Genomic DNA, 26518 nt, shown 5'->3' on the forward strand with positions numbered 1-26518 from the left:
CTAGAGTTTTTTTCTTCTATAGCTATTAAAAATAATCATGGCTTAACATCTTTTTTTCTTTAAAACTGTAATCTTGCCAAAATTAAATTTCTAATTAAAAACAGGATTTCATCTTTAAGATTCCCCAATCTCAACCCATTTACCTATGAAAAAAAACTACTTTTTTCTACTTTTTCTTGCCTTTACTTCTGCTTTCGCACAAATTCCAACAGGATATTATGATACTGCAACAGGAACTGGTTACGCTTTAAAAACGCAATTGTACAACATCATTAAAGGACATACTGATAACGGATATGCAGGTCTTTACACCACTTACGCAACGTCTGATATTGATAATTTTTATGAAAATGACGGATCAGTTTTAGATATGTATTCTGAAAATCCAACAGGAACAGATCCTTACACTTATAGTATTGCGACTACTCAAAGATGTGGAAATTATGCCGCTGAAGGCGATTGTTACAACAGAGAACATATTATTCCACAATCTGTTTTTAGTGAAAAATCTCCGATGGTTGCCGATGCTCATTTTATTACACCAACAGACGGAAAAGTAAACGGAATGCGTTCTAATTACCCGCACGGAAATGTCGGCACAGCAACTTACACTTCTTTAAATGGAAGTAAATTAGGAAATAGTTCGTTATCTGGATACTCAGGAATTGTTTTTGAACCGATCGATGAGTTTAAAGGTGATATTGCCAGAATGTATTTTTATTTTGCAACTCGTTATGAAAATACAGTTTCAGGATATTCGTACCCAATGTTTAACGGAACAGCAAACAAAGTTTTTACATCCGCATTTTTAAGTCAGCTTATTGCTTGGCACAAACAAGACCCCGTAAATGCCAGAGAAATTGCTAGAAATAATGCAATTTATGCGCGTCAAAACAACAGAAATCCATTTATTGACCATCCTGAATATGTAGAAGCAATCTGGACTACAGAAGCTGATGACACGACGCCGCCAACTGCTCCGTTAAATTTAGCTGTTACCGCTAGCACTTCAAACACAATTAGTTTGAGCTGGTCGGCCGCTACAGATAATGTTGGAATTTCTGGTTATGCGATTTATGTAAATGGAATTTTTAAACAAAATGAAACTGGAACAACTGCAACTGTTGCTGGTTTAACACCATCTACAACTTATTCTTTTTATGTAATGGCAAAAGATACTTCAAATAATTTATCAACTGCAAGCACTTCTGTTGACGGAAACACTGCTGCGTCTACAGGTGGCGGAACAATTGCAAATGAAATTTTCTTTTCAGAATATATTGAAGGTTCTGGAAACAACAAATATTTGGAAGTTTCAAATTTTACAGGAAACACAGTAGATTTAACGCAATACACCATTAAAAAGCAAAGCAATGGAGCTGGTGCATGGACAACAACTGCTGGATTGGCTCTTACTGGTACGCTTACACAAGGAGCATCTTATGTTATTGCTTACAGCCTGGGAACCGCAACTTGTTATAATCCAGCAAGTGCCAATTTATCAAGTAATGCTACAGAACTTCAATTTAATGGAAATGATCCTATTGGTTTATTCAAAAACGATGTTTTAATAGATATCATCGGAACTTTTAATGGTGGAACTCCCAATTTTTCTATCGATGAAACTTTAAGAAGAAAACCAACTATTTCTGCTCCAAATACCACTTTTAACAAAGCTGGTGAATGGGATGTCTATGAAAAAGACAAATGTGACGGATTAGGAAGCCATACTTTAGCAAATTTAGGAACTGGAGATTTTGATTCTAATACCTTTTCAATTTATCCAAATCCTTCAAATGGTCATTTTACTATTCAGTTAAAAGATTCAAACGAAAAATCAAATATTGAAATCATATCAATTTTAGGGCAAATACTATTTTCAAAAGAAAACAATAATTCTTCTTCAATAGCCGTAAATAATTTGTCGAAAGGAATTTATATTGTTCGAATTACACAAGGTTCGAAAACGAGCAGTAAAAAAATCATCATCAACTAAGTAAAATAGTTTAATTGCATTAATTTCCTGCAAAGACATAAAACGGTGTCTTTGCAGGATTTTTTTTCTTCTAAAAATACAGGGTAGGAAAATATATCCAAAATTAAACATCGCTTAACGTGACGCATTCAAAAAAGTAATAGATTTGTTACAATACTTAATTTAAAATTCTAAAAATCAATATTTTAAAAACCGTATTACAACTAAACCTAAATCTATTATTTATGAAAAAAAACTACCTATTACTTTTATTGCTGTTTACTGCAATTGGTTTTGCTCAAATTCCGTCTGGTTATTACAACACGGCTACTGGAACAGGTTACACTTTAAAAACACAATTGTACAACATTATTAAAGGCCACACCAATAACGGTTACGCAGGTCTTTACACCACTTACCTCACTTCTGACGTTGATAATTTCTACGAAAACGACGGAACAATCTTAGACATGTATTCTGAAAATCCATCGGGAACAGATCCGTACAATTATACAACCGGAACGACACAAAGATGCGGCAATTATTCTGTTGAAGGAGATTGCTATAACAGAGAACACATTATTCCGCAGTCAGTTTTTAACGAGCAATCGCCAATGGTCGCCGATGCACATTTTATCACTCCAACCGATGGAAAAGTAAACGGAATGCGTTCCAATTATCCTCACGGAACAGTAGGTTCTGCAACCTACACCTCTCAGAACGGAAGTAAATTAGGTTCAAGCTCCGTTTCTGGATACAGCGGAACTGTATTTGAACCTATAAATGCTTTTAAAGGTGATATTGCCAGAATGTATTTTTACTTTGCAACGCGTTACGAAAATACGGTTTCAGGTTATTCATATCCAATGTTTAATGGATCCAGCAACCAAGTTTTTACAACTGCCTTCTTAAATGTCCTCTTAGCATGGCATGCACAAGATCCTGTAAGCGCAAGAGAAATCACTAGAAATAATGCAATCTACGCACGCCAAGGCAATAGAAATCCGTACATAGATCATCCTGAATATGTGAATCAGATTTGGGGAGGAACTTCTTCATCAGATACTCAGGCTCCAACAGCTCCTTCTAGTTTGACTTCAACAAGCCAAACAGCAAATTCTATTTCTTTAAATTGGACAGCTTCTACAGACAATGTTGGTGTAACAGGCTATGATGTTTATGCTAATAGTGTTTTAAAGACAACTGTTTCAGGAACAACTGCAACAATAAATGGTTTAACGGCTTCAACCAATTATTCAATTTATATAAAAGCAAAAGATGCAGCAGGAAATGCTTCAGCGTCAAGCAACACTATTTCTGTAACTACAAATAGCGGCGGAACAGGAACTGCAACAGAACTTTTTTTCTCTGAATACATTGAAGGTTCTGGAAATAATAAAGCTTTGGAAATTGCGAATAACACTGGAAGCAGTATCAATATGTCTATTTATTCCATTAAAAAACAAACAAATGGCGCTGGTTCTTGGAGCACCGGTTTAACCTTGAGCGGAACATTAGCAACAGGAAGTAAATATGTTGTAGTAAACAGTTCTATTTCATCAAGCTGTTTTTCTACAAGCGCTGCCAACATTTCGACCACTGCAACAGAATTAATGTTTAATGGAAATGATGCCGTAGGTTTGTTCAAAAATGGCGTTTTAATAGATATTATCGGAACTTTTAACGGTGGAACTGCCAACTTCGCTGTTGACGTTACCTTAAGAAGAAAATCTACGGTGACTTCTCCATCAACAACTTTTAATTTAAGTTCACAATGGAATTCTTATTCACAGGACACTTGTAATAATTTGGCCAGCAAAATGGCTTTACCTATTCAAGATGAAGAAATTGTCGAATATTCAGATGAAATTGTTATTTATCCAAACCCTTCTGACGGAAATTTTACTATTGGTTATGGCGATTCAATATCCTATTCGATAGAGATAATTTCTTTTGCAGGCCAAAAGGTATTCGAAAAACAAAATACATCTGACAATGCGGTATCAGTATCGCATCTTTCGAAAGGAATTTATATCGTTAAAATTACAACCGCAGAAAAAACTTTGATTAAAAAGATTGTTATTAATTAGAAATTAAACTTATAGTATATTTTTTTCACGTAGATTTAGCAGATAAAGTAGATTCATATACCGAATAAAGATTTTAGCAGATTTAAAATAAAAAATCAATTAAATCTGCTAAAATTTGAACAAATCTGCGTGAAATTATTTTTGAAATACTTACTACTATTTTTTCTCGCAGATTTTGCAGATAAAGCAGATTGATATAATGAATAAAGATTTAAGCAGATTTTTAAAATAAAAAAATCAATTAAATCAGCTCAAATCTCTACAAATCTGCGTGAAATTATTTTTCAAATTCTCATTACTATTTTTTCTCGCAGATTTAGCAGATAGAGCAGATTCATATACTGAATATAGATTTAGCCAATTTAAAAATAAAAAATCAGTTAAATCAGCTCAAATCTGAACAAATCTGCGTGAAAAAATCTTTTTTAAATCCTCCCAACTGAAAAAAATCCGCAAAATCTGCAAAAATCTGCGAGAGCACTATTTTAGCAGTTTTACTAAAATTTCAGTCAATAAAAAATTTGAGAAATCACGACAATCCATTAAAAATAAAAACTTTCACATCATTAAAAATAAAAAAATCTTCGAGCCTCAGCGTCTTTATGGCAAAAAGAAAAATTATGCAATAAAATGGCAACTTCAACTTTTTTTTAAAGAGACGGTTTCCAAATTTGCGCTTGCTATTTATTTAAACTAAATTTGCAGCTCAATACAACAAACTACACACAAAAATGATCCATTTCTTTGAAAACCAAAGCAAAACTGTTTTTGCCGTACAAACGCAAAACGAAATTTCAGCTCAAGACATTTCAAAATTAAACTGGCTTTTTGCCGACGCAAACAAGATCGATAAATCCGCACTGACGGGTTTTTTTGTTGGTCCGCGCGCCACTATGATCACACCTTGGAGTACTAATGCGGTAGAAATTACCCAAAACATGGGAATTTCAGGCATTATCAGAATCGAAGAATTTCATCCAGCAACGGAAGATTTTACTGATTTTGATCCGATGCTTTCTCAAAAATTCAACGAATTAGATCAGGAAATCTTCACAATCAACATTCAGCCTGAACCAATTTTAGAAATTGATGATATTGCGACTTACAACAAAGTTGAAGGTTTGGCTTTAAGCGAAGAAGAAGTTGATTACTTAAACAATCTTTCGACTAAACTAGGAAGAAAATTAACTGACTCTGAGATTTTTGCTTTCTCACAGGCGAATTCAGAGCACTGCCGTCACAAAATTTTCAACGGAACTTTTGTTATTGACGGTGAAGAAAAAGAGACTTCTCTTTTCAAATTAATCAAAAAAACATCTCAGGAAAATCCTAACGATATTGTGTCTGCTTACAAAGACAACGTTGCTTTTGTAAAAGGACCAAAAGTGCAGCAATTTGCACCAAAATCTGCTGACAAACCTGATTTTTATGAAGTAAAAGAATTTGATTCGGTTATTTCATTAAAAGCAGAAACACACAATTTCCCAACAACTGTGGAGCCTTTCAACGGAGCTGCAACAGGATCTGGAGGAGAAATTCGTGACCGTTTAGCAGGAGGGCAAGGTTCATTGCCATTAGCTGGAACTGCTGTTTACATGACTTCTTATTCTCGTTTAAACGATGACAGAAAATGGGAAAATGCAGTTGAAGAAAGAAAATGGTTGTACCAAACACCAATGGATATTTTAATCAAAGCTTCAAACGGAGCTTCTGATTTTGGAAATAAATTTGGACAACCGCTTATTACAGGTTCTGTTTTAACTTTCGAACATTCTGAAAACGACCGTAAAATTGGTTACGACAAAGTAATCATGCAAGCAGGTGGAATTGGTTACGGAAAATTAGATCAATCAATCAAAAAGAAACCACAAGAAGGCGATAAAATCGTTATTCTTGGAGGAGAAAATTATAGAATCGGAATGGGTGGTGCTGCGGTTTCTTCTGCAGATACTGGCGCTTTCGGTTCAGGAATTGAGTTGAATGCGATTCAGCGTTCAAACCCAGAAATGCAAAAACGTGCTGCAAACGCGATTCGTGGTTTGGTAGAAAGCGACAATAATCCAATTGTTTCGATTCACGATCACGGTGCGGGCGGACACTTAAACTGTCTTTCTGAATTAGTGGAAGAAACTGGAGGTTTGATCGATTTAGACAAATTACCAGTTGGAGACCCAACACTTTCTGCAAAAGAAATTATCGGTAACGAATCTCAGGAAAGAATGGGATTGGTTATTGGTCAAAAAGATATCGATACATTACAAAGAATTGCTGACAGAGAGCGTTCTCCAATGTACGAAGTTGGAGATGTGACAGGAGATCACCGTTTTACTTTCCAATCGCAGTCAAATGGTTCAAAACCGATGGATTATGCTTTAGAAGATTTCTTCGGAAGTTCTCCAAAAACGGTTATGACTGATAAAACTATCGATAGAAAATATGCTACCGTTTCTTATTCGGCAAATGATTTCGAAAGTTATTTAAAAGACGTTTTACGTTTAGAAGCGGTTGCTTCAAAAGACTGGTTGACAAATAAAGTTGACCGTTGTGTTGGAGGAAAAGTAGCGAAACAACAAAATGCAGGTCCATTACAATTACCATTGAACAACGTTGGAGTAATGGCTTTGGATTTCTTAGGAAAAGAAGGAATTGCAACTTCTATCGGGCACGCTCCTATCGCGGCTTTGATTGATCCTGCAGCCGGATCTAGAAATGCAATTGCAGAATCTTTATCAAACTTAGTTTGGGCTCCAATTATCAACGGAATCAAAGGTGTTTCTCTTTCTGCAAACTGGATGTGGGCTTGTAAAAATGAAGGTGAAGATGCACGTTTATACGAAGCTGTTCAGGCTTGTTCAGATTTTGCAATCGAATTGGGAATCAATATTCCGACTGGAAAAGATTCACTTTCTATGAAACAAAAATATCCAAATGATGAAGTAATTGCGCCGGGAACGGTTATTATTTCTGCTGCTGGAAACTGTACTGATATTAAAAAAGTAGTAGAACCTGTTTTACAAAAAGACGGAGATTCCATCTATTATATCAATTTGTCTCAAGATGATTTCAAACTTGGAGGTTCTTCTTTTGCACAAATCAGAAATACAATCGGAAACGAAACTTCTACAATTAAAGATTCGGCTTTCTTCAAAAATGCATTTAATACGATTCAGGAATTAATTGTTGATAACCAAATCTTAGCAGGTCACGATATCGGAAGCGGTGGTTTGATCACTACTTTATTAGAAATGTGTTTTGCTGATGTGAATTTGGGAGCTAAAATTGATTTTTCAGCTTTCGCGGAAAAAGACTTATTGAAAATCCTTTTCGCAGAAAACATCGGAATCGTATTCCAGGCTAGATCAAATGAAGCGGTGGAAGCTAAATTAAAAGTAAACAATATTGAATTCTTCAAAATTGGTTCAGTTCAAAATACTGCAACTTTAGAAGTTGGAAATTGGAATTTGGATATTCCAACCTATAGAGATGTTTGGTTTGAAACTTCATACTTATTAGATCAAAAACAATCTAAAAACGGCACTGCAAAAGCACGTTTTGAAAACTATAAAAATCAGGCTTTAAATTATACTTTCCCAAGTCATTTTACTGGAAAGGCTCCCGTAATTGATGCTTCAAAACCAAGACCAAAAGCAGCTATTATCCGTGAAAAAGGAAGTAATTCTGAGCGTGAAATGGCAAACGCTATGTACTTGGCTGGATTTGACGTAAAAGACGTTCACATGACCGATTTAATTTCAGGTCGTGAAACGCTTGAAGATATTCAGTTTATTGGAGCTGTCGGCGGATTCTCTAACTCTGACGTTTTAGGTTCTGCTAAAGGATGGGCTGGAGCTTTCTTATACAACGAAAAAGCAAAAACAGCTTTGGATAATTTTTTCAAGAGAGAAGATACTTTATCTGTTGGAATTTGTAACGGATGCCAGTTGTTTATGGAATTAGAAGTGATTAATCCAGAACACGAAGTTCACGGAAAAATGCTTCATAATGACAGTAACAAACACGAAAGTATTTTTACTTCTGTAAAAATTCAGGAGAACAATTCGGTTATGTTATCAACTTTGGCAGGAAGCACTTTAGGAGTTTGGGTTTCTCACGGAGAGGGTAAATTTAATTTACCAATGGGTGAAGAAAACTACAACATTGTTTCTAAATATGCTTACGAAGGATATCCTGCAAACCCAAATGGTTCGCATTACGACGTAGCTATGATGTGTGACAAAACAGGAAGACATTTGGTTACAATGCCTCATATTGAGCGTTCTACTTTCCAATGGAACTGGGCACATTATCCAAAAGACAGAAATGACGAGTACACACCTTGGCATGAAGCTTTTATCAATGCTAGAAAATGGATTGAGAAAAACTAAGAAATATATTTTTGCTAAAACGCCCGATAATTCGGGCGTTTTTTTTGCCACGAATTACACGAATTTTTACTAATTATTTTTTTATAGATTAAAGGATTCTCACAGATTATTTTTTTAAAATGTGAATAAATCATCTTAATTTCTTAATCTGTGGCTAAAAATAATTTCGTTGAATTCGAGACGGAAAAATATTTCATTAAAAAAATGCCCCGACGCTATCCCTAAGTCGAGGCATTTTTTTAGTTTTTAAAGGCTGAAGCAATGCCTGTTACAACATTTGAAGCACCAAAAGCAAATAGCCCCGAAGCAACTGCATTCTGACCTGCAAAAAATTGATTATCTAAAATAGCATTACTGAAGAACAACCCGCCTGCAGCACCTGCAACAAGTCCAATTCCAATTAATGTAATACTCCACCAAGGTTCTGGATCTGGCGGAGGTAGTGGATTTTTCCAAAAACGTTTCCACCAGCCTGGATATTTAGTACCGCACCAGCCCATTGCTAAAAATAAAGCAGTCTCCATATTATTTTGATTTAATAACGCCTACTCGTTTGCTTTTCGGCTTCCGCAATTTATTGTTGTAAAAGTAATTGCCTCATAATTCATATTATCACTGTTATTTCCTGTTTTTGACAGGGGAAAAAACACCTTTTTTAGATCTCTTTAATTCTTTCGTTATAAAAACAACACTTTATTATTTAGAAATAACAGAACTTCAAAATCCTACACTCGAGCTTGATGCTTACTTTGCTTACACTTTTAAATCCGATTTTAAAGAAAAATTGCTGGAAAATCAGTTTTCCACGGAGTAAAAAACTTAGTTGACAAAAATTAAAATTAAAAGCATGATTCTTATATTCAAGCTTACATTCTATTAACTTTTTTGGTTTATATTCGCAAAGAGATAAATTAGCCATTAGATTTATTTTAGTCCCAAACAATTTAAACCTACATCGAATGAAAACCTTGAAAGTATTACTTTTTGCCTTATTTTTTGTTGCTTTAAAATCACACTCACAAGTTCAGGTTGATCAAATTATGTATAAAGCCAAAGAACATTATATTACCAATACCCTAGATTATCCGATCTCGGGAACGTTTTTACCTCCAGATAAAAAAGAACCAAGCACTGTACTTAATCCAGACGGAACGGGAGTTATACAATCTGATGATCTTAGCAAACAAAAGATCAACTGGGGTATCGAATGTAATTGGGAAGGCAAACCTATTATCAAAGAAGGATTTAACAGCGCTTCGTACACATTTTGGTACAGAACAAATGACAGCAATGAATGGAGCTATAGCCAGTTTTCTATTCATTTTGCCAAGAAAAAAATGTTCTTGATGGGAGAAAGAGTAAAAATGTATGAAGACTATAATGTTCAATAAACTGTAAACAGTTCTCTTCAAAATAAATATTTATTGGTTTTTTGTAAAATTTACTATAAAAAAGAAAACGTTTTCGTTGAATTTTAATAGTACCCATAAATTTTGCCATTTAATTTTATAAAATTAAAAATCATTCCCAAATTTTATTTAATTTGCAATAAAATTCAATATATTAAACATGGTTTCAATCACACGCCTTTTTGATTTTCCTTATTATCAACAAGAAACTTACAACCTTCCGGCTGCTTTGGCAACCAAAAAAAATGGGGTCTGGGAAAAAACATCTAGCCAGGAATATATTGCAAAAGCAAATGCTGTTTCAAGAGCATTATTACGCATGGGCGTACAGAAAGATGATAAAATTGCTTTAATCACTTCGAACAATAGAACGGAATGGAATATAATGGATATCGGTATTTTGCAGACTGGTGCGCAAAATGTTCCTATTTATCCAACAATTGCTGAAGAAGATTACGAATACATTTTAAACCACAGCGGCAGTATTTACTGTTTTGTTTCTGATACTGAAGTATTGCAGAAAGTAAATGCTATTAAAGCTAATGTACCAACTTTAAAAGAAGTTTACTCTTTTGATGAAATTCCAGGCTGCAAACACTGGACAGATCTGCTTTTGGCGGGTGAAGATGAAAGTAACCAGAGTGAGGTCGAAGCTAGAAAAGACAGTATTAAAACGGAAGATTTAGCTACCATTATTTATACTTCTGGAACGACAGGAAGACCAAAAGGAGTTATGCTTTCTCATCAAAATATTGTTTCAAACGTTTTGGACAGTGCGCCAAGAATTCCGTTTGATCCAGGAAAAAGCACCGCTTTAAGCTTCTTGCCTATTTGTCATATTTTTGAAAGAATGATTTTGTATATCTATCAATATTATGGCGTTTCGGTTTATTTTGGAGAATCTATTGATAAAATCAGTGACAACTTAAAAGAAGTTCGCCCAACAGTGATTACAGCTGTTCCAAGACTTTTAGAAAAAGTTTACGATAAAATATACGCTAAAGGTTCAGAATTAACTGGAATCAAGAAAAAACTGTTTTTCTGGGCTATTGATTTAGGTTTAAGATATGAACCATACGGAGCAAATGGTGCTTGGTATGAATTTCAATTAAAAATTGCCCGCAAACTAATTTTCAGTAAATGGAAAGAAGGTTTAGGAGGAAAATTAGATTTAATGGTTTCTGGAAGTGCTGCTTTACAGACACGTTTATCAAGAGTGTTTGCAGCAGCTGAAATTCCAGTTATGGAAGGATATGGTTTGACTGAAACATCGCCTGTAATTGCTGTTAATGACCAGCGAAACAAAGGTTTTAAAGTTGGAACTGTTGGAAAACCAATTCGTAATGTTGAAGTTAAAATTGCAGAAGACGGCGAAATTTTATTAAAAGGACCAAACGTAATGTTAGGTTACTTTAAAGATCCCGAAAAAACTGCTGAAGCTGTAATTGATGGCTATTTCCATACGGGAGATATTGGAGAAATTGACAGCGAAGGTTTCCTTAAAATTACAGACCGTAAAAAGGAAATGTTTAAAACTTCTGGAGGTAAATATATTGCCCCTCAAATGATCGAAAATGCTATGAAACAATCTCGTTTTATTGAGCAGATTATGGTTATTGGTGAAGGTGAAAAAATGCCTTCTGCTTTTATTCAGCCAAACTTTGAATTTGTAAAAGAATGGGCAAAAATTCATAAAATTACTTTAGGAAATTCTACGGCAGAAATCGCTTCAAATCCAGACGTAATCAAACGTATTGACAGTGAAGTGGAAGAAATCAACAAGAAATTCGGACACTGGGAACAAATCAAACGTTTTGAATTAACGCCAGATGTTTGGTCTATCGACGGCGGGCAACTGACTCCTACTTTAAAACTAAAACGTAAAATCATTAAAGAAATCTACAAAGATCTTTACGCTAAAATCTACGGGAATAATTAAATCAAAATAATGTAACCAAAAAAAAGAAAACGGCTGTCTAAAATTAGACAGCCGTTTTTGTTTTCATCAACCAAATTAATATCTTCTTTTCACTTTCAATTTGTACTTCATTACATCTTTTGTCATTGACGTATTGTTTTTATTGAAGTGTATTAATTCAGACGCCAATTCTGGTCTTTCTTCGATTTTATCTGCTACAATTTCGTAGGCTATATTTCTGGTCACTTCTTCAAGGATCTGCCCTTTATTAAATTCATGCTTTAAGATGTTTAGAAAGCTAATTTTATTCTTTTCATCAACGTCTTCTTCATAACGAGTTGTAATTGCTTTAGACAAAGCCTCATGGGAAAGAATATTCGCAAAATAATTGTTCAGACAATTTGAAGCATCTTTACCGGTCTTCCAGCCATCCAAAAGCAATTCCTGTGCTTCTTTTGGATCTCCAATTTTATTTCTATAGATTAAAGAAGCTTTTACATATTGCGAATTCTTTTTATAATCTTCGATCACGATTCTAAAATATCTATCGGCTATTTTTTTGTTCTTTAAAATAAGATACAAATCACCCACTTTTTCGTCTTGATTAAGTTCTTTATAAAGTTCAATGGCTTCGTTGTAAGCATGCCCTTTTTCATAACATTCTGCCGCTTTAACTTTATTCTGCAGGTATTTTAGATAAACCCCGGCAGCTTCTCGATACAATTGTCCTTGTTCTAGAACCATTGCTGCTTTGTGATTGTTCTTTAACAGTTTGAGATAAATATGTGCCGCTTTCTCATACTCTTTTCTATTTACATACTCTTCCGCCATTTTCTCGTAACGGTTCTGCAGCGTATTAAATCGGTCTGAATCTACTAGAGCTGCACCTCCACTGCTTTTTGTGCGGGTTCGATCGCTCGCATTGTTCGCAGTTGCCGCTTTAATAAAGAAGAAAATAATCATGCATAAAAACATAAATTTCATTATCGATCCAAAATCTATAGGCGAACTTGGGCCGTCGCAGCTTTTAACCAAAACAACAAACAGGACTAAAATTCCCCATCTGATCATATTAATTGTAAAGCCATTTCCTGAAAACAATTTATTCAAAAAACCTCCTAAACCTTCTAAATTAAAGTCATTTACTAAACCTGAATTAAAAGTAAATATTCCTTCATGTCCTCCTCTGCCCGAGCCGATAGTATCTAATGGAATGGCCAGTTTCATTGCTTTTTCTGGATGTTTCTCCAAATAAGCCAAAAACTTATCCATTTCTTTATTGTTGCCCATCATTAACTTCTTTAGATTAAAAGGCAGATTTTCTTCTTTTTCTTCTTCAGAATAGGGATCTTCGATTTGTTTTAAAAGTTCTTCTTTATCAACTTCAATTCTCAAAGAAGAAATAAAACTTGGAATTGCAACACTTTTACGAGGTTCTATCACTTCGATATCCAAAAGGTTTGGTTTCTGAATATAATCAGACCAAACTATTTCTTCTTCCAATTCTACAAGTCCAATATCGGGATGCAGAAAATGAAAATGATCCGAAAACAATTTACCCCATTCTTCTTTGGCTAATTTTGGAACTACTGTTGTATTTTCTGGAATAAAAAGTTTGTTCTCTATCAACTGATAAAAATTATTCTTTCCAAGATCTTTTATTTTGGTATTCCGAACATCTGCCAAAACCATACAACCGTAAAGTTCATTCGCTGCAGTTCCTGGCACTGGAAAAACACGACAGTTTTCGAGTGCTAAACCCAAATTCTGAATCTCGTCCAGCCAAAATCCTATAGAATTGCTTTTAATGAAAATCCCTTCTTTTGGAAAAGAGTTTTTGCTATGTAGTTTTAATTTTAATTCCATGGCAATACATTCGAAATAAAAGGATTTAAATACTTTTCGTTAAACAAATCTGCATCTATGAGCTGTTGCGAGCTTTCTTCGTCAATAAAATAGTTGTTCCCAGAAAATTCATCTACTGTTGCCATTACCGTTAACTGCTCAGAAACAAATGGAATATAAAATACCGGAATAGTTTTGTTACTGCTTTCAAAAATTAAAATTCCATCTTGATTGGAGATTCTACTTCCATCTTTAGATTCATAGAATTTTGTTTCCATGTAACAGACAGCTCCAATATTTTCAAGCAGTTTTTTTAAATTCTCTGCTGGATGAAGTGTTGTATTTTCAAGAATAATCCCCAAATCTTGAGAGATAATTTCGTTAACTTCACTCAACGATTTACCTGTATTGTCCATAATCATCTTAATGACAGTTACTTTTTTTGGCCCTGCGTTTTTTAATACCAGATTTACTAAAGGCTTGAATCTTTTTGAATCATCTCTAGAGTGTCTCCTATCTCTTTCAAAAATTGAATTTCTTAAACAATAAGTATTAATTCTGATTTCTCCATAATCTATACCAACGCGATCTAGTCTTTTGATAAACGTAAACTTGGATTTACTGCTTTTAAAATTTCTTATAAAAAGATAGTTTTTACTAAAATACTCATCATAAGCCGACACAACCATCGGATCAGATTCTAACTCCACTTCGCCGTTATCTTTTACTTTCCAGAAATTCACATTATCGGTAAAATAAAAATGAAGATTGTAAGGAAAAAAATGAAGCTTATTAGGCTGTTCTTCATCCGAAAAAGCTTTATGGGTTATTACTTTCTTTGTCTTAAGATTTACGATTGTAATAACCGACGAACTATAGGAATAATTAAGCAATAAAAGCATGCCGCCTGAGTTGGTTTTTATCGAAAATTCTCCTCCTAAATGATAAGGTATGTTGGATGCAATCTTTTTAAATCCTTTATCAAATTTATCATTAGAAAATAAAAACAAAGTCCCATTTAGATGAATATAATATTTATCATTTTCATGGAAAATATGCTTGTAATTTCGTTCTGCCGGATAAAGCAGCGGTATACTGCTATCGATCGTAAGATTTGAAACACTAACATTGTTAACTTTATTTCTTTTCCATAGTTCGCTTAAAGGCATTACAATTTCCTGAAGCAGTTTTTTTCCTTTATTCTGATTTTTGAATATCGAAATTTTCCCTTCTACATTCGTTGAAAAAACATATTTAATTTGATTAAAATATTCGCTCATTGCTTTTTGCATAAGCTGTAATTTCAAACTTTCATCAGACGAAATAAAAAAGATTTCCTGACTTTTATCGTTCAGAATGTTTTCTTTAAAAAACAAATCCAAACCTTCTGCACAACTCAGTTTACCACTAAGATGCTCTAAAGAACTTATTACCTGATCTACATTTTCTACAAAAATCTCTTGGTATGTATCTCCAACTACGAAAACTTTGCATTCGATATCTGTTTTTGGATGTGAAGCGACAGCAATCGCCGATGCAAAAGCCAATATCTTAGGATTTCCCCAATTGATCAAAGAAATATCAATAATTAATATTCTTTGAAATTTATCGGCTTCCGGAGGAACTTCACGCTGTATATATAGAGCTTCATTATTGGCAATTCTGGACATAAAAACGTCATCATCATGCGCAAATTCAGAAATAAGCAGTTTATCAAAATCTCCTTTGTTAGTTAGATCAGAAACACCGCCCAATGGCTGTGCGCTTGGCATGTTATGATGAAGCGGAATATTTAATCCGGACCAAATATGCTTGATCAGACTTCCGACTTGAAATGTTTTTTCTTCTTGAACAAGCTGTTCAACAAAATCTAACGGATTTTCTGAAGTATCTTCTACTTCCAGAATTTCTTCTGGCAATTGTTCTTTTATTTCTTCCTGCGGTACATTTTCTATCGCACGAAGCAGCTCTTCAACGGTTGGAAATTTTACCTTTAAAAGCGCAATTGTTCTAAAATCTTTAATAAAACTACCAAGATTAAAAGGCTGTGGTTTGTTTCGAAATTTTATGCCGTTTTTTTGATTTTCTCGATATTGATCAAGTATATTTTTTGCCTTATCAGATGATACTCTTTTGTGACAATTATGAAAAATAGTCTGAAAAAGCTGAAAACGTTTTTCGCCTCTTTTATACTCCTCAGGCAATGATGCTAAAATTTTTAAAAAATCAAGGACTGCACCAGTTCTAAAGAAATCACCGTCAGGATTAGCATAAGAATTTTTATTTAACTTACTCTTTTCTTCTGCTATATATTGTATCGTTAGAATAGCATTTTCATTCTCTTGATTTGTTGCTATTATTGCAAGCAAAAGTGAACCAAAAGGAGGAAAACCATCTTCTGATAGAAACTCTAAAACTTCAAAAATAAATTCTTCGTAAGCAATCGTAAATGTATTCGGAATTGATATAATCTCGCCTCCGCTATCAGAAGAAATCCGAGTGTCAAATTCCCAAAAATAGTGTTCAAAAGATTGAAAGTATTTTTCTAATTCCATTATTTCTTTTTATGAAAAAGTTAAGCGAAACGAACTAATTGACAGCGGTTTCAAACTTTCTTTTGTTATTTTAAAACAGCTGTTGTCTGTATTCCAAACGATCAAATCTTCTCCAAAAGGGTTTAGGTTTTCCTGTATTGTCTTGGCTAAAATTGAGTGTTCAAAATCATAACCCGACGGTAGTAAAAAATCATTCTTTAACCAGAATGTTTTCCCTTTTATCGGCAGCATTGGTTTTCCTATAATTAAGATATTTTTTTTAACTATAACCCATTGAAGCGGCTTTAATCTAAAGTCTGGGGCTGTTTCTATATAATCCTTCAAATCATCGTAATTAGTAAGCAATGCATAAGCTTCATTTTCTATTTCCGACGGTTTTAAACGAAGTTCAAGCTTTTGATCGATCCCAAAATAATTGTGATTGAATTTGGGCAGCGTAACAGGAACTGCTCTCATAATTGGTGACCAAAGTAAACCTGAAGGTAATTTTTTTACAGGCAGTAAACTTCCTCTCTTAAACAACAGATTTTCTTTTAATTCATAAATAACATGAAACGGAATCTGCTGAATTTCGATCGCATTTAATTGTTCTGAATGAAAATCTTTTACCCAAACCGATTCGCTGTCAAAAGCCACTTTTACATTTTCCCAATCTCTTATGGCGCCTAAAAAATCGATATGTTTTTTATTTATTTCTAAAAAATACATTTTAAACCGTTTGAAGTATCTTTTGCCACAAAGCTTCTATTTCTTTCTGAATATATTGCTTTTGATCGTTGTTTCTAACCCAGTCACAACGGCTTTGCAGATATCTTAATTTATCTTTTATTACATTTTGTTCTTCAAAAGAAAGCGATTCGTCCTGCCATCTTTGTGTTAAAAGCTGCATCTCCTTCATCAATTCTTCCGGATTTGGCGTTTTATTGAACAAAGCCTGAGGATGCTGTGAATCTGAATCGTCTTTTTCGATGATATGATTTATAATTCCTTCGAGAATTTCGATTTGCTCTTCGTTATCCCAAATGTATTTTAAAACCCAAAAATCAGATACAACCGCTTCTTGTCTGCCGCACATTAAGGCGCTCGCAGCAATTAAGTTTTGCAGTTTTACAGCTCGACGATCTGAAACTTTTATCCCTGTATTTCTAAGATTATGAATAACGTCAACATATTGTTTTCTAATTCCAGTTAAATCTACCGTACGACAAAGCGACTGCAATTCAATAATTTCATCAGCAGTAATTTTCGGTATTTCCAAATCGCTGCTGCTTTCGATTTTCCATCCCGCCAAAAGCACTTCATGAAGCAGATCTGGATCAACATAATCACATTTTACACGAATCAGAAAACGGTCTAAAAGTGCATTTAACGCTTCGTCTTCCGGAAGTACGTTACTTGCACCAATAAACATTAAGGCTGGCAGTTTTTTGGTTTCTTTTCCTCTACGGAAAATTTTTTCGTTTAATGCCATCAATAAACTATTCAAAATAGCCGAATTGGCATTAAAAATTTCATCCAAGAAAACCATCGAAGCTTCTGGCATCATCCCTTCTGTATTTGTAATCAGCTCTCCTTCTTTTAGTTTACGAATATCAAAAGGTCCGAAAATCTCGTTTGGTTCTGTAAAACGGGTTAAAAGATATTCGAAGTTTTTACCGCCTTCAATCCCGTTTGAAAGCGCTCGAACCAAGGCACTTTTCGCTGTACCCGGAGGCCCCAACAAAAAGGCATTTTCTTTTGCGAGTAATCCAATTCCTAAAAGATCGATAATTTCGTTTTTACCAACAAAAACATTTTTAATATGCTGTAAAACAACATTTAACTTCTCTGTAGACTTCATTTTTGATCAGGGTAATTTTTTATTATAACTATTAATTTATTTTTACAATTCGTTCCAAAACACATGTTTATAATCTCCAAATCCGGTTAAAAGCTCGGTTTTCACATTCTCAATTGCTGCATTTTTCTTCGCTTTTCTTTCAACTACGCGATTCAAATACAATTGTTTAAGACATGAATCAGAAAAAACAACGTCTGGATTTATTACTTCAGAAACAACATCAAACCCAATTGCCGAATAACTAAAATCGGTCATGTGTTTTTCTAAAATTGAAATGGATTTATCGTCAGGGTCAATGCGTTTTAATTCTAAAATAATCTGCGGTAAAAACCTCAAACATAAATCGGCAGACAATAGAACTTGTGCATTAATTTTGCCTTTAAATTCGGGAAGAAAAACAGGCAGTTCCTCTATTTTATGATCTCTAAACAAAACCAATTGAGCGGCAAAATAAAGCGTCTTTGCTCCCCATAAAGCCGCTTCTCCATGAAAATCGGGCGCCTGCCCTGGATATTCTAGAATTTCATTTTCATACTCCGATTCCAAAAACAAGATCGTTTCGCTTTCTTCTTTACTCGAAACTTTTGTCATTTTGTTGTAAAGAATGATCTGTTCGATTGTTCTTAAATGATAAATGGTCTCTAAAAAAGGCATGTCTTTATTCTCCATAAGACCAATATTGGTTATTCATTTGGGTTTAATTTTTCAAAGTTTTATACTATTGACATTTCCAAAAATAGGGTTTCTTTTTCAATATAAATTAATAAAATCACCTGATTTTCTTTAAATTAAATTGGCTTTTGAAACAGCAATATCTAGAGGAAAAATCAATAATACAGACTGCCAAACGCAATCGGCAGTCCGTACTCACAAACAAATTCTAAATTTTAATTTTGGATGCACCAATGCATGATTTTGGCAATGTTTTTTGCATCGTCAATTCCTCTGTGATGTGTTCCTTCTAACGGAATATTCAGCAGATGCAGTGCACCGTTCATTCCCTGAGGTTTCTGTAAGCCAAACTTTTCTGCAAACCAGCTTTTAACATTGATGTGCTGTTCACCCATTGGATACGGAATACCAAACGAACTGCATTGGTTTTTAAGCATATTAAGATCATACTGACCGTAACTTGCCCAAGTATACAAATCGGGATTATACTCATCAACCAGCTGATTGATCGCATTTTCAAAACTAACGCCATTTTTATCTAGTAAATCCTGCGTAATAGTCGTAAGTTCCGTACAAAACGTACTCACAGTCGAGCGCTGCGGTTTGATTAATATTCCTTTATTTTTTGAAATTTCTCCGGTTTCTGAATCCAAAACGGCAAGACCGATTTCAATAATTTCATTTTGCTGCCCTTTTGGGACCACACTTTGCCAGCATGTGGCTTCTAAATCGATGATAATAATTTTATCTGTAGTTTTCATTTTTTCTGTTTTTTTAATAATTGTTCTAACACCTGGAATTGCAGCTTTTGTTTGCGCTGCAATTCGGCGTTTCTTTGTTTTTAAAAATTAAATCTAAGTCGGAACTATTTTCTCTAAAGCTATTTGCTTCTCTCTTTTTTTAGAAAAGATAATGGCAAAATTTGCGAAGAGACCTTTTTTCTTAAGCAGTTTTGTTGACTTTTCCTCTTTTACAAAACTGTTTTTGTCAAAAAATGCTAAAGCTTTATCAATTCTTTTAAGCTCTTTTGATTCTTCGACATTGTAACTTTCATGAAACTTTTTAAATGGACGCGGTTGAAAATCAACCATAATCGCTGCCATATTTATTGCATCAATATTCGTTAAGTCTGTTTCTCCTTTAAAGAAAGTTTCGATAGGTCTAAACTTATCTTTCTTTTCCTTAAACTTATTTTTTTTGGTATGATCGAAATCTAAACTGAATAGATTTCTAAATACGTTTAAATCATTTTGAGACTGATTACTTTCGAAGATAAGCCAGCACAAATCACGCAACTTACCACGAGAAGGTTTATACAAATAATCAAAGTATCTGCCTTCTTTTTCTATCTCATATTTATTTTTAATCGCTTTTTTGTATTGTTTTAATGTATTGTTTTTCATGGTATTTTTTTTTGCAATTCTTGGGAACCTCACGAAAAGTAGAAATCATGGGGATCCAATATCTGCAAAGCTTAAAACACCACTACTTTGCTGGAGAACTACCTCCTAATGATATACACTATTCCCTGATCGTACCTTTTCATTCCATCTGTAAATAAGTTCCAAATCCATTTCCTTAATTGTGGCAAATGGAACTTCACTTAACTCCGCTATATCTGTTTGACCAAAATGGCCGGACGCAAATACTATTTCCTGATTCATCCTTAAATTTTTATTGTTAAACTAAAACTCTCAGCATTTTACTGCTAATAGCTACTTTTTGATTTTACGAATTCTACAATTCTCTGTCTGCAAACGGAGCCTTCCAATCTTTCTTTAAGATTCGCTCTTTTACTTCATCATAAGAAAGCGGTTCGTAATTATGGCAATCAACGCCGACATCAAACGAGCGCGAAGTTTCGTCATCAAACAAATGACCGTGAGAGTGACCGTACAAATGCCATGTTCCTCTAAAAGAACTTCTCCAAACCTTCATCGCGTAGTGAAAAAGAATAATCTTCTGTCTGCCATTTGGCGCATCTTGATCTTCAACACTTAATTCGTAATAATCTTTAATCCATTCAAATCGTTTTGTATAACTCAACGCCGATTTATCGTGATTGCCTTTTACAAGAAAAATAGAACCGTTTAACTGGTCTAAAATTTCTTTAGTTCGTTCTGGTCTCGCCAAAGAAATATCACCTAAATGATATACAATATCTCTCGGACTTACCTTTTCATTCCATCGTTTAATGAGTTCTGCATCCATTTCTTCAACTGTGGCAAAAGGACGTTCACTAAACTTAATTATGTTCGTGTGACCAAAATGATGATCAGACGTAAAAAATATTTTTTGATTCATTTTCATTTTTTTTTGAAGAAAGCCATTCCTTATTCATCATTTGGTTTTCGTACTCAAATATTTTAAAACTACTGCGCATTTATTTTGCGCAGCAGTATTTTTTTTATTTAATCCATTCTATAACGGTTTCTAAATAAGCTTTTCGAACTTCTTCAAATCGTGTTATGTTCGGAATATGATTTACTTCTAATAGATATTTGGAACCGTCTTTTGCAACGATATAATCATTTCCGATCATATCCATTTGTAAAGCTTCTTTAATGTGCCTCGTATCGGCAAGCAAATCTTCGTCAACTGGCATAAAACCAGCGTTATCAGGATGGATAGATTTTAACCAATCGTCTCCTTCTAACTTAATCTGCCAATAGATATCTCCAATCATCATGATACGAACGGCTTCGCCTTCGTAATAAGGTTCAATTGTGGCGGTAAATTCGCTTTCCCATTCTCCGGTAAAACGATTTTTATTTTCACCGCAATGCCAATTTCCCCATTTGGCAACCGTATCGTTCGTAACATTTACAGAAGCGCCGGCGCTTACAAAACCTCTTGGTGCACTAAATCTCGAAAGAGATAAAGCTTTTACCAGGCAAGGAATCTTAAAACGACAGTCTAACATCGCTGCAGCATTCGGATAACATTCTCCTTTCCAAATTGCTAAGCCGGCGATAAAATCAAAATCATTGTCATAAATTCCGTAATAGACAACCTTATCTACAGGAAGCATTCCGATTCCGTTTGATTTTTCCATATAAAGCACCTGATCCTTAACTACAATTTTCGGAATAGCTTGATGCCAAATAATATGTCCTGAGTAACTAGCTTTTATAGTCTCATATTCTTCCTGTTCGATACCCACTAAGGCAATTCGATTGTAATCTTGTTTCATAACTTTTACTTTATAATGTTAATTTCTATTTGCCACTAAGACACAAAGGCTCTAAGTTTTTTCTTTTTTACTTTTTCTAAATCTCTCGCAGAGTCGCTAAATTTTTGTTCTCTTTTTATTTCTTTGCGACTTTGTGACTTCGTGGCAAACCTTAATTTTAAACTGCTTCTAATTTTAATCTTTTAATTCCAAAATCTGTTTTTCTCAACTTGCACATTCTTTCATCTTCTTTATGATGAAACACAATTCCTTCAATATCATTTTCAGATAAAAAACTTTGCAAATCATCAAAATCAAGACTTACAAAATCAAGAATTTCACTGCCGTGTTTTACCAAAGTATGTCTTTCAAACTTTTCAGGGTTACCTTGCACTTTTGGTCCGCATAATTCGTAAGTTCCATCCATTTTGTTTTCCAACTCATCAAAACCTTCAAAGAAATGCTTATCCTCAGATTTTGATCGATCGCATTTTAACCAGTGCGGGTGATGTCCTGAAATTGGATCTGCTTCTTGACACGGAATTGCTCCTTCAGGAATTTTTCTTCCTTTCTTAGCATCAAATCTTTTAAATATTTCTCCATCTATGATAGCTGCAGAAGTACCGTCAAATTTTCTCGTTGCAATAGCTTCTCCATCAAAAACCCATTTATTTTCAATATTAATTTTATCTATAACCCTGCCTAAATCATTAGGATTTTTGGTAAATAATGTACTTATCTTTTTCATTTTTTTTATTGTTATCTCTGTAAAACTTTATACAGTAATTTGGCTGCATTGTAAGCATCATCCGCTCCATTATGATTCTTTCCTTCAAAAGATTCTCCTACTAACTCTAGCTCTTTCAATAATCCTTGAGGTTTCTCCTGAAGGTAAGCTAAATTAAAAAGTGTCTTTATATTCAAATAGTCATTTCTAAATGGGTTTTCAATTGCTTTTGCTTTACATTCTTGTTCTAATATTTCTTGATCAAAATCTCCATAACCTGCAAATGTTCTATACTTTACCGAATACTTGGAATTAATTTTCTTTAATGCTTTTTCAAGAGAAGTTCCTTCTATCTGTAGTTTTTCATTTGTAATTCCAGTTAATTGGGTACAAAAAGAAGAAACTTGAGAAACTTCCGGTTTGATATAAAAACTTTGTTTATTTTCAATTTTTCCCGACGATAAGATTAACTTACATACTCCTATTTCGATAATTTCTCTCTGGTTTAAGAGTGTTTCCTCCGTAGTTTCCCAACAAGTTGCTTCAATATCAATCACTATAATTTTATCATACAACACCATGATTTCTAAATTTTTATTTTTTTTAATTCAACTTCTTTTGAAGCGGCTAATATTCTAAGTCACTCGCTAAGCTTTAAATTTTTAATTCTTAATTTTTAATTTCTCTCTGCCGCTTCAAGAAAAATTTTGTACAGGAAGAGAGACTCGAACTCTCAAAAAACTGATTCTAAGTCAGCCGCGTTTACCAATTTCACCATTCCTGTATTGTTTTTATTGCCTCACCGGCGCTATTTATTTCTTTCCAATTTATTTACCTTTTGTACAGGAAGAGAGACTCGAACTCTCAAAAAACTGATTCTAAGTCAGCCGCGTTTACCAATTTCACCATTCCTGCTTTTCTTTTTAGAACATTTCGTTTACGAGAGTTTTTTTAATCTCGCAATCCCGATAACTATCGGAAGCTAAAACGCAAAGTTTTTATTAAGACTTGCAACCTCTGTCCCTCTGCGTCTTTGCCCCTTTGTCCCTTTCTAAAGAACATTTCTTTTGATTTTGAAAGGATTCGAACCTTTAACCTATTGGGTACTATCCAATTGCTCTGCCGATTGAGCTACAAAATCAGTAATTTTTGGGCATAAAAAAAGCACCCGATTAAAGGTGCTTACAAGATTTATAAGATATACGTATCCTATAGTCCATATTCATGCACCAGTATTTTTGAACAACCAAGATAAAGGCTTGATTGCAGTGATTTTATATTTGATATTAATTTGAAATTCATTTTATATGTTGTGTTATATTTTGAAATCATTTTTTTTAATTGAAAATCTTTGTTCAGATTTTCTTCGGCAAAGATAAAGTCGAAAAAATCAATTATCCAAATCTTTTTTCAAATTATTTTACTGATTATCAATTAGTTAAACTCATTTTTAAAGCATAGAAATTCTAGTCCGCTTTCTTTTGCAGATTCTTATTTTTATCAAATGACTGTTTATCATCAGATTACTTTTCAAGATTAGATTTCGATATTTATTTTACGCATTAAACATTTTCAGTTATTTTTTTTTAGTTTTTTTTAGTTAAGGTTTATTTTTAATCATTTTCAACTGTTATTCTCCTTCTTTTTTTTTGTTTCAACTTTCCTTTTTTTAGAAAAAACCATTTTAAACAAAAAAAGCGTCCCATTTTTAGGACGCTTTTCTATATTTTATATTGAGTTTGAAACTTCTTTTTACATTTCAATTTTATAAAAATACATACCACATCCAGAGTCATCAGTAGGAAGAAATCCTGCTAAACGATCGTAATTTTTTTGTAGTGACATGATAATGTGTTTTTATTTAATTATTTATTTCGAAGACAAATGTAGTCTTTTTTATCTTAATTTAACAAATACTTATGAAAATGTTTGATTTTAAACTGCGGTTTTTTCATCAAAACACAGTTCAATTAATTTTTTACAATTTTATAATATCCATTCAAAAAATGCTTCTCACTCATAATGAAACCCTTACAAACACTAGAAAAGAAAAGTTGAAAAAAGGCAATCGATTTTTAATTTTTCTCGCATTCTATTAAAACTTTTTTTTCTATGTTTGTTTGAGTTTAAGAAATACCTTGCTTTTTCTTGTAAAAGAAAATGATGATGTTTCGTCATCGGTGTAAAATTATTTGACATTCAGCACTACTTCTATCTTATTGGTGAGAAAGTGTACTAGGCGTACAGTTTCGGTTCCACCTCCTCGAGATTAACTGTACGCCTAGTACACTTTCTCTGGAGTTGATAGACATAGTCCTTAGAGAATACGAAGGTTCTAAACTTTAAGCCCTATTGCTGCAATAGGGCTTTTTTTTAATATAAAAATCGATTATAATTTATGTCTGAACAGCTTAGTAAACAACAAATTTATGATAGAATAAAAGCTACCTCAAAAGATAGCTACATATTAGAAGAAATGCAGCGTTTAGGATTCTGGCAGTCTAGCGCCGAACCTACTCTATCTGAAATCCTTATCAAGCAGGAAGCTGCGATAGAAAAGGAATTGAATGAGCTTTTGGCACAAGACAGGAAGTTTAGCAATAGAGAAGCAATGGTTCTTGAAATGCGTAAGGCAAGAATGAAAGTGGCTAAAGAAAAAAGAGCTGAAACCAAATTAAAGCAGGAACAAAAACGTCTTGATAAAGCCGAAAACTGGAAATTATTACAAGAAAAACAGATTTTATATTTAGGCGAAGCAGTATCAAAAGGATTAAATTTTAAAGAATCAAATACTGCAATTTTAGAAAAATACAATCTGCCTGTTTTTGAAAATGCGCTGGCGTTAGCAAAAAGCATGAATATCGATTTAAAAGCTTTGCAATATCTTGCTTACAACAGAAAGGTTTCTAAAATTAATCATTACCACACTTTTGAGCTTGAAAAGAAATCGGGCGGCAAACGTAAAATATCGGCGCCAAAGCCAAAATTGAAAGAAATTCAAACCTGGATTTTAGAAAATATACTTCATAAAATACCTTATACAATAGAAGCGCATGGTTTTGTAAAAGAACGTTCTATTGTAACAAATGCACAACCTCACGTTAACAAAGACATTGTTGTTAATATCGATTTAAAGGATTTTTTCCCAACTGTAACTTACAAAAGAGTAAAAGGATTATTCTGTAAAATAGGTTATTCTGAAGAAGTTGCAACCATTTTAGGTTTGGTGTGTACGTATTCTGAAATTAACGAAACAACTCTGGACGGCGTTACGTATTACGTTCAGGCTGGTGAACGCAAATTACCGCAAGGATCTCCTGCAAGTCCGGCAATTAGTAATCTGATTGTCTACAAACTGGATAAAAAAATCAACGGATTGGCAAAGAAACTCAATTTCAGCTACACACGTTATGCAGATGATATGAGTTTTTCTACAACTCAGGAAAACAGCCAGAATGTTTCGCGTTTATTACATTTTACAAAAAAAATAATCGAAGCGGAAGGTTTTGTCATTCATCCTGAAAAAATTCATGTGATGCGAAAAGGTACGCAGCAAAAAGTGACCGGAATTGTGGTTAACGATAAGCTGAATGTAGATAGAAACCAATTACGAAAATTTCGCGCTCTTCTGCACAATATCGAAAAGAATGGCTGGAAAGATCAGAAATGGGGAAAAGCCGTTCATGTAATTAATGCCATTGAAGGTTATATTAATTATGTAAATATGGTGAGTCCTCAAAAAGGAACCGCATTTAAACAAAACTTGAAAAACATTATAAAGCTGCACGGCTTACCGAACATAGAAAAAATAAGTATTCCGAAAGAAGAAACTCCAATTGTAATTCCTGTTCAAGAAGAAAAAGAAGAAACAGCAGTTGAGCAAAAGCCAGAAAACTGGTGGAATATTTTTTAATTAAGCGCCTTTTGATT

18 protein-coding genes and 3 tRNA genes are annotated in these 26518 nt (G+C 33.7%); 6 read left to right on the top strand and 15 right to left on the bottom strand.

Annotated elements, in window-relative coordinates; translation table 11 throughout:
- Window positions 1–145 precede the first annotated feature (145 nt).
- The 3 genes from ACFSC2_RS06930 to purL all read left to right on the top strand — a co-directional run bounded on the left by ACFSC2_RS06930 (window position 146) and on the right by purL (window position 8450).
- Complete coding sequence (locus ACFSC2_RS06930; protein WP_379817045.1) at window positions 146–1996, top strand: endonuclease; 1851 nt, start codon at window positions 146–148, stop codon at window positions 1994–1996.
- Between the two features lie 224 nt (window positions 1997–2220).
- The gene (locus ACFSC2_RS06935; RefSeq protein WP_379817044.1) at window positions 2221–4065 is read left to right on the top strand and encodes an endonuclease; all 1845 of its coding nucleotides are present in this window, start codon (window positions 2221–2223) and stop codon (window positions 4063–4065) included.
- Between the two features lie 731 nt (window positions 4066–4796).
- Window positions 4797–8450: a phosphoribosylformylglycinamidine synthase gene (purL, locus tag ACFSC2_RS06940; RefSeq protein WP_379817043.1), complete on the top strand. Its 3654-nt coding sequence runs from the start codon at window positions 4797–4799 to the stop codon at window positions 8448–8450.
- 239 nt (window positions 8451–8689) lie between these two features.
- On the opposite strand, the gene ACFSC2_RS06945 is transcribed toward purL, so the two are convergent.
- The gene (locus ACFSC2_RS06945) at window positions 8690–8974 is read right to left on the bottom strand and encodes a hypothetical protein (RefSeq protein ID WP_379817042.1); all 285 of its coding nucleotides are present in this window, start codon (window positions 8972–8974) and stop codon (window positions 8690–8692) included.
- 435 nt (window positions 8975–9409) lie between these two features.
- Between ACFSC2_RS06945 and ACFSC2_RS06950 the strand changes: the two genes are divergently transcribed.
- Together ACFSC2_RS06950 and ACFSC2_RS06955 are read left to right on the top strand one after the other, a co-directional pair.
- Window positions 9410–9841, top strand: a complete 432-nt coding sequence (locus ACFSC2_RS06950; protein ID WP_379817040.1) for a hypothetical protein — start codon at window positions 9410–9412, stop codon at window positions 9839–9841.
- A 178-nt stretch (window positions 9842–10019) separates the two neighbouring features.
- Window positions 10020–11798 carry an AMP-dependent synthetase/ligase gene (locus ACFSC2_RS06955; protein WP_379817039.1) on the top strand — a complete coding sequence of 593 codons (1779 nt, stop codon included), beginning with the start codon at window positions 10020–10022 and terminating at the stop codon, window positions 11796–11798.
- Window positions 11799–11873: 75 nt separating this feature from the next.
- Here the strand turns inward: ACFSC2_RS06955 and ACFSC2_RS06960 are convergent, their stop codons facing one another.
- The 14 genes from ACFSC2_RS06960 to ACFSC2_RS07025 all read right to left on the bottom strand — a co-directional run bounded on the left by ACFSC2_RS06960 (window position 11874) and on the right by ACFSC2_RS07025 (window position 23729).
- Window positions 11874–13643: a hypothetical protein gene (locus ACFSC2_RS06960; protein ID WP_379817038.1), complete on the bottom strand. Its 1770-nt coding sequence runs from the start codon at window positions 13641–13643 to the stop codon at window positions 11874–11876.
- Window positions 13634–16177, bottom strand: coding sequence for a ribosomal protein L7/L12 (locus ACFSC2_RS06965; RefSeq protein ID WP_379817037.1), 2544 nt, complete (start codon window positions 16175–16177; stop codon window positions 13634–13636). Before ACFSC2_RS06965 ends, ACFSC2_RS06960 begins: the two co-directional genes overlap by 10 nt.
- 9 nt (window positions 16178–16186) lie before the next feature.
- Window positions 16187–16885 carry a hypothetical protein gene (locus ACFSC2_RS06970; RefSeq protein ID WP_379817036.1) on the bottom strand — a complete coding sequence of 233 codons (699 nt, stop codon included), beginning with the start codon at window positions 16883–16885 and terminating at the stop codon, window positions 16187–16189.
- Between the two features lies 1 nt (window position 16886).
- Window positions 16887–18017: an AAA family ATPase gene (locus ACFSC2_RS06975; RefSeq protein WP_379817035.1), complete on the bottom strand. Its 1131-nt coding sequence runs from the start codon at window positions 18015–18017 to the stop codon at window positions 16887–16889.
- 42 nt (window positions 18018–18059) lie between these two features.
- Complete coding sequence (locus ACFSC2_RS06980) at window positions 18060–18686, bottom strand: hypothetical protein (protein WP_379817034.1); 627 nt, start codon at window positions 18684–18686, stop codon at window positions 18060–18062.
- A 218-nt stretch (window positions 18687–18904) separates the two neighbouring features.
- A complete protein-coding gene (locus ACFSC2_RS06985) occupies window positions 18905–19450 on the bottom strand; it encodes a 3'-5' exonuclease (RefSeq protein WP_379817033.1) in 546 nt (181 codons plus the stop codon).
- A 93-nt stretch (window positions 19451–19543) separates the two neighbouring features.
- Entirely contained in the window at window positions 19544–20092 is a 549-nt protein-coding gene (locus tag ACFSC2_RS06990; RefSeq protein WP_379817032.1) for a hypothetical protein, read from the bottom strand.
- A 334-nt stretch (window positions 20093–20426) separates the two neighbouring features.
- The gene (locus ACFSC2_RS06995) at window positions 20427–20993 is read right to left on the bottom strand and encodes a metallophosphoesterase family protein (RefSeq protein ID WP_379817031.1); all 567 of its coding nucleotides are present in this window, start codon (window positions 20991–20993) and stop codon (window positions 20427–20429) included.
- Window positions 20994–21096: 103 nt separating this feature from the next.
- Window positions 21097–21882 carry an ATP-grasp domain-containing protein gene (locus tag ACFSC2_RS07000; protein ID WP_379817030.1) on the bottom strand — a complete coding sequence of 262 codons (786 nt, stop codon included), beginning with the start codon at window positions 21880–21882 and terminating at the stop codon, window positions 21097–21099.
- Between the two features lie 157 nt (window positions 21883–22039).
- A complete protein-coding gene (locus tag ACFSC2_RS07005; RefSeq protein WP_379817029.1) occupies window positions 22040–22609 on the bottom strand; it encodes an RNA ligase 1 family protein in 570 nt (189 codons plus the stop codon).
- Window positions 22610–22620: 11 nt separating this feature from the next.
- Window positions 22621–23169 (bottom strand): 3'-5' exonuclease, encoded by a 549-nt coding sequence (locus tag ACFSC2_RS07010; protein WP_379817028.1) that lies wholly within the window; start codon window positions 23167–23169, stop codon window positions 22621–22623.
- A 129-nt stretch (window positions 23170–23298) separates the two neighbouring features.
- Window positions 23299–23372, bottom strand: a tRNA-Leu gene (locus ACFSC2_RS07015).
- A gap of 57 nt (window positions 23373–23429) precedes the next feature.
- A tRNA-Leu gene (locus tag ACFSC2_RS07020) sits at window positions 23430–23503 on the bottom strand.
- A gap of 153 nt (window positions 23504–23656) precedes the next feature.
- Window positions 23657–23729: transfer RNA gene (locus ACFSC2_RS07025), tRNA-Thr, on the bottom strand.
- Between the two features lie 1257 nt (window positions 23730–24986).
- Here ACFSC2_RS07025 and ACFSC2_RS07030 point away from each other — a divergent pair.
- Window positions 24987–26501: a reverse transcriptase family protein gene (locus ACFSC2_RS07030; protein WP_379817027.1), complete on the top strand. Its 1515-nt coding sequence runs from the start codon at window positions 24987–24989 to the stop codon at window positions 26499–26501.
- The last annotated feature ends 17 nt before the right edge of the window (window positions 26502–26518 follow it).

It is taken from the genome of Flavobacterium artemisiae (assembly GCF_042678225.1).
Taxonomy (GTDB): Bacteria; Bacteroidota; Bacteroidia; order Flavobacteriales; family Flavobacteriaceae; genus Flavobacterium; species Flavobacterium artemisiae.

Excerpts from the sequence above, each read along its gene's own strand:
- ACFSC2_RS06935 (WP_379817044.1), top strand. The coding sequence starts at position 2,221 with ATGAAAAAAAACTACCTATTACTTTTATTGCTGTTTACTGCAATTGGT.
- ACFSC2_RS06985 (WP_379817033.1), bottom strand. The coding sequence starts at position 19,450 with ATGAAAACTACAGATAAAATTATTATCATCGATTTAGAAGCCACATGC.
- ACFSC2_RS07005 (WP_379817029.1), bottom strand. The coding sequence starts at position 22,609 with ATGAAAAAGATAAGTACATTATTTACCAAAAATCCTAATGATTTAGGC.
- ACFSC2_RS06970 (WP_379817036.1), bottom strand. The coding sequence starts at position 16,885 with ATGTATTTTTTAGAAATAAATAAAAAACATATCGATTTTTTAGGCGCC.
- ACFSC2_RS06995 (WP_379817031.1), bottom strand. The coding sequence starts at position 20,993 with ATGAATCAAAAAATATTTTTTACGTCTGATCATCATTTTGGTCACACG.
- ACFSC2_RS06960 (WP_379817038.1), bottom strand. The coding sequence starts at position 13,643 with ATGGAATTAAAATTAAAACTACATAGCAAAAACTCTTTTCCAAAAGAA.
- ACFSC2_RS06955 (WP_379817039.1), top strand. The coding sequence starts at position 10,020 with ATGGTTTCAATCACACGCCTTTTTGATTTTCCTTATTATCAACAAGAA.
- ACFSC2_RS07000 (WP_379817030.1), bottom strand. The coding sequence starts at position 21,882 with ATGAAACAAGATTACAATCGAATTGCCTTAGTGGGTATCGAACAGGAA.
- ACFSC2_RS06965 (WP_379817037.1), bottom strand. The coding sequence starts at position 16,177 with ATGGAATTAGAAAAATACTTTCAATCTTTTGAACACTATTTTTGGGAA.
- ACFSC2_RS06950 (WP_379817040.1), top strand. The coding sequence starts at position 9,410 with ATGAAAACCTTGAAAGTATTACTTTTTGCCTTATTTTTTGTTGCTTTA.
- ACFSC2_RS07010 (WP_379817028.1), bottom strand. The coding sequence starts at position 23,169 with ATGGTGTTGTATGATAAAATTATAGTGATTGATATTGAAGCAACTTGT.
- purL (WP_379817043.1), top strand. The coding sequence starts at position 4,797 with ATGATCCATTTCTTTGAAAACCAAAGCAAAACTGTTTTTGCCGTACAA.
- ACFSC2_RS06930 (WP_379817045.1), top strand. The coding sequence starts at position 146 with ATGAAAAAAAACTACTTTTTTCTACTTTTTCTTGCCTTTACTTCTGCT.
- ACFSC2_RS06980 (WP_379817034.1), bottom strand. The coding sequence starts at position 18,686 with ATGGAGAATAAAGACATGCCTTTTTTAGAGACCATTTATCATTTAAGA.
- ACFSC2_RS06990 (WP_379817032.1), bottom strand. The coding sequence starts at position 20,092 with ATGAAAAACAATACATTAAAACAATACAAAAAAGCGATTAAAAATAAA.
- ACFSC2_RS06975 (WP_379817035.1), bottom strand. The coding sequence starts at position 18,017 with ATGAAGTCTACAGAGAAGTTAAATGTTGTTTTACAGCATATTAAAAAT.
- ACFSC2_RS07030 (WP_379817027.1), top strand. The coding sequence starts at position 24,987 with ATGTCTGAACAGCTTAGTAAACAACAAATTTATGATAGAATAAAAGCT.
- ACFSC2_RS06945 (WP_379817042.1), bottom strand. The coding sequence starts at position 8,974 with ATGGAGACTGCTTTATTTTTAGCAATGGGCTGGTGCGGTACTAAATAT.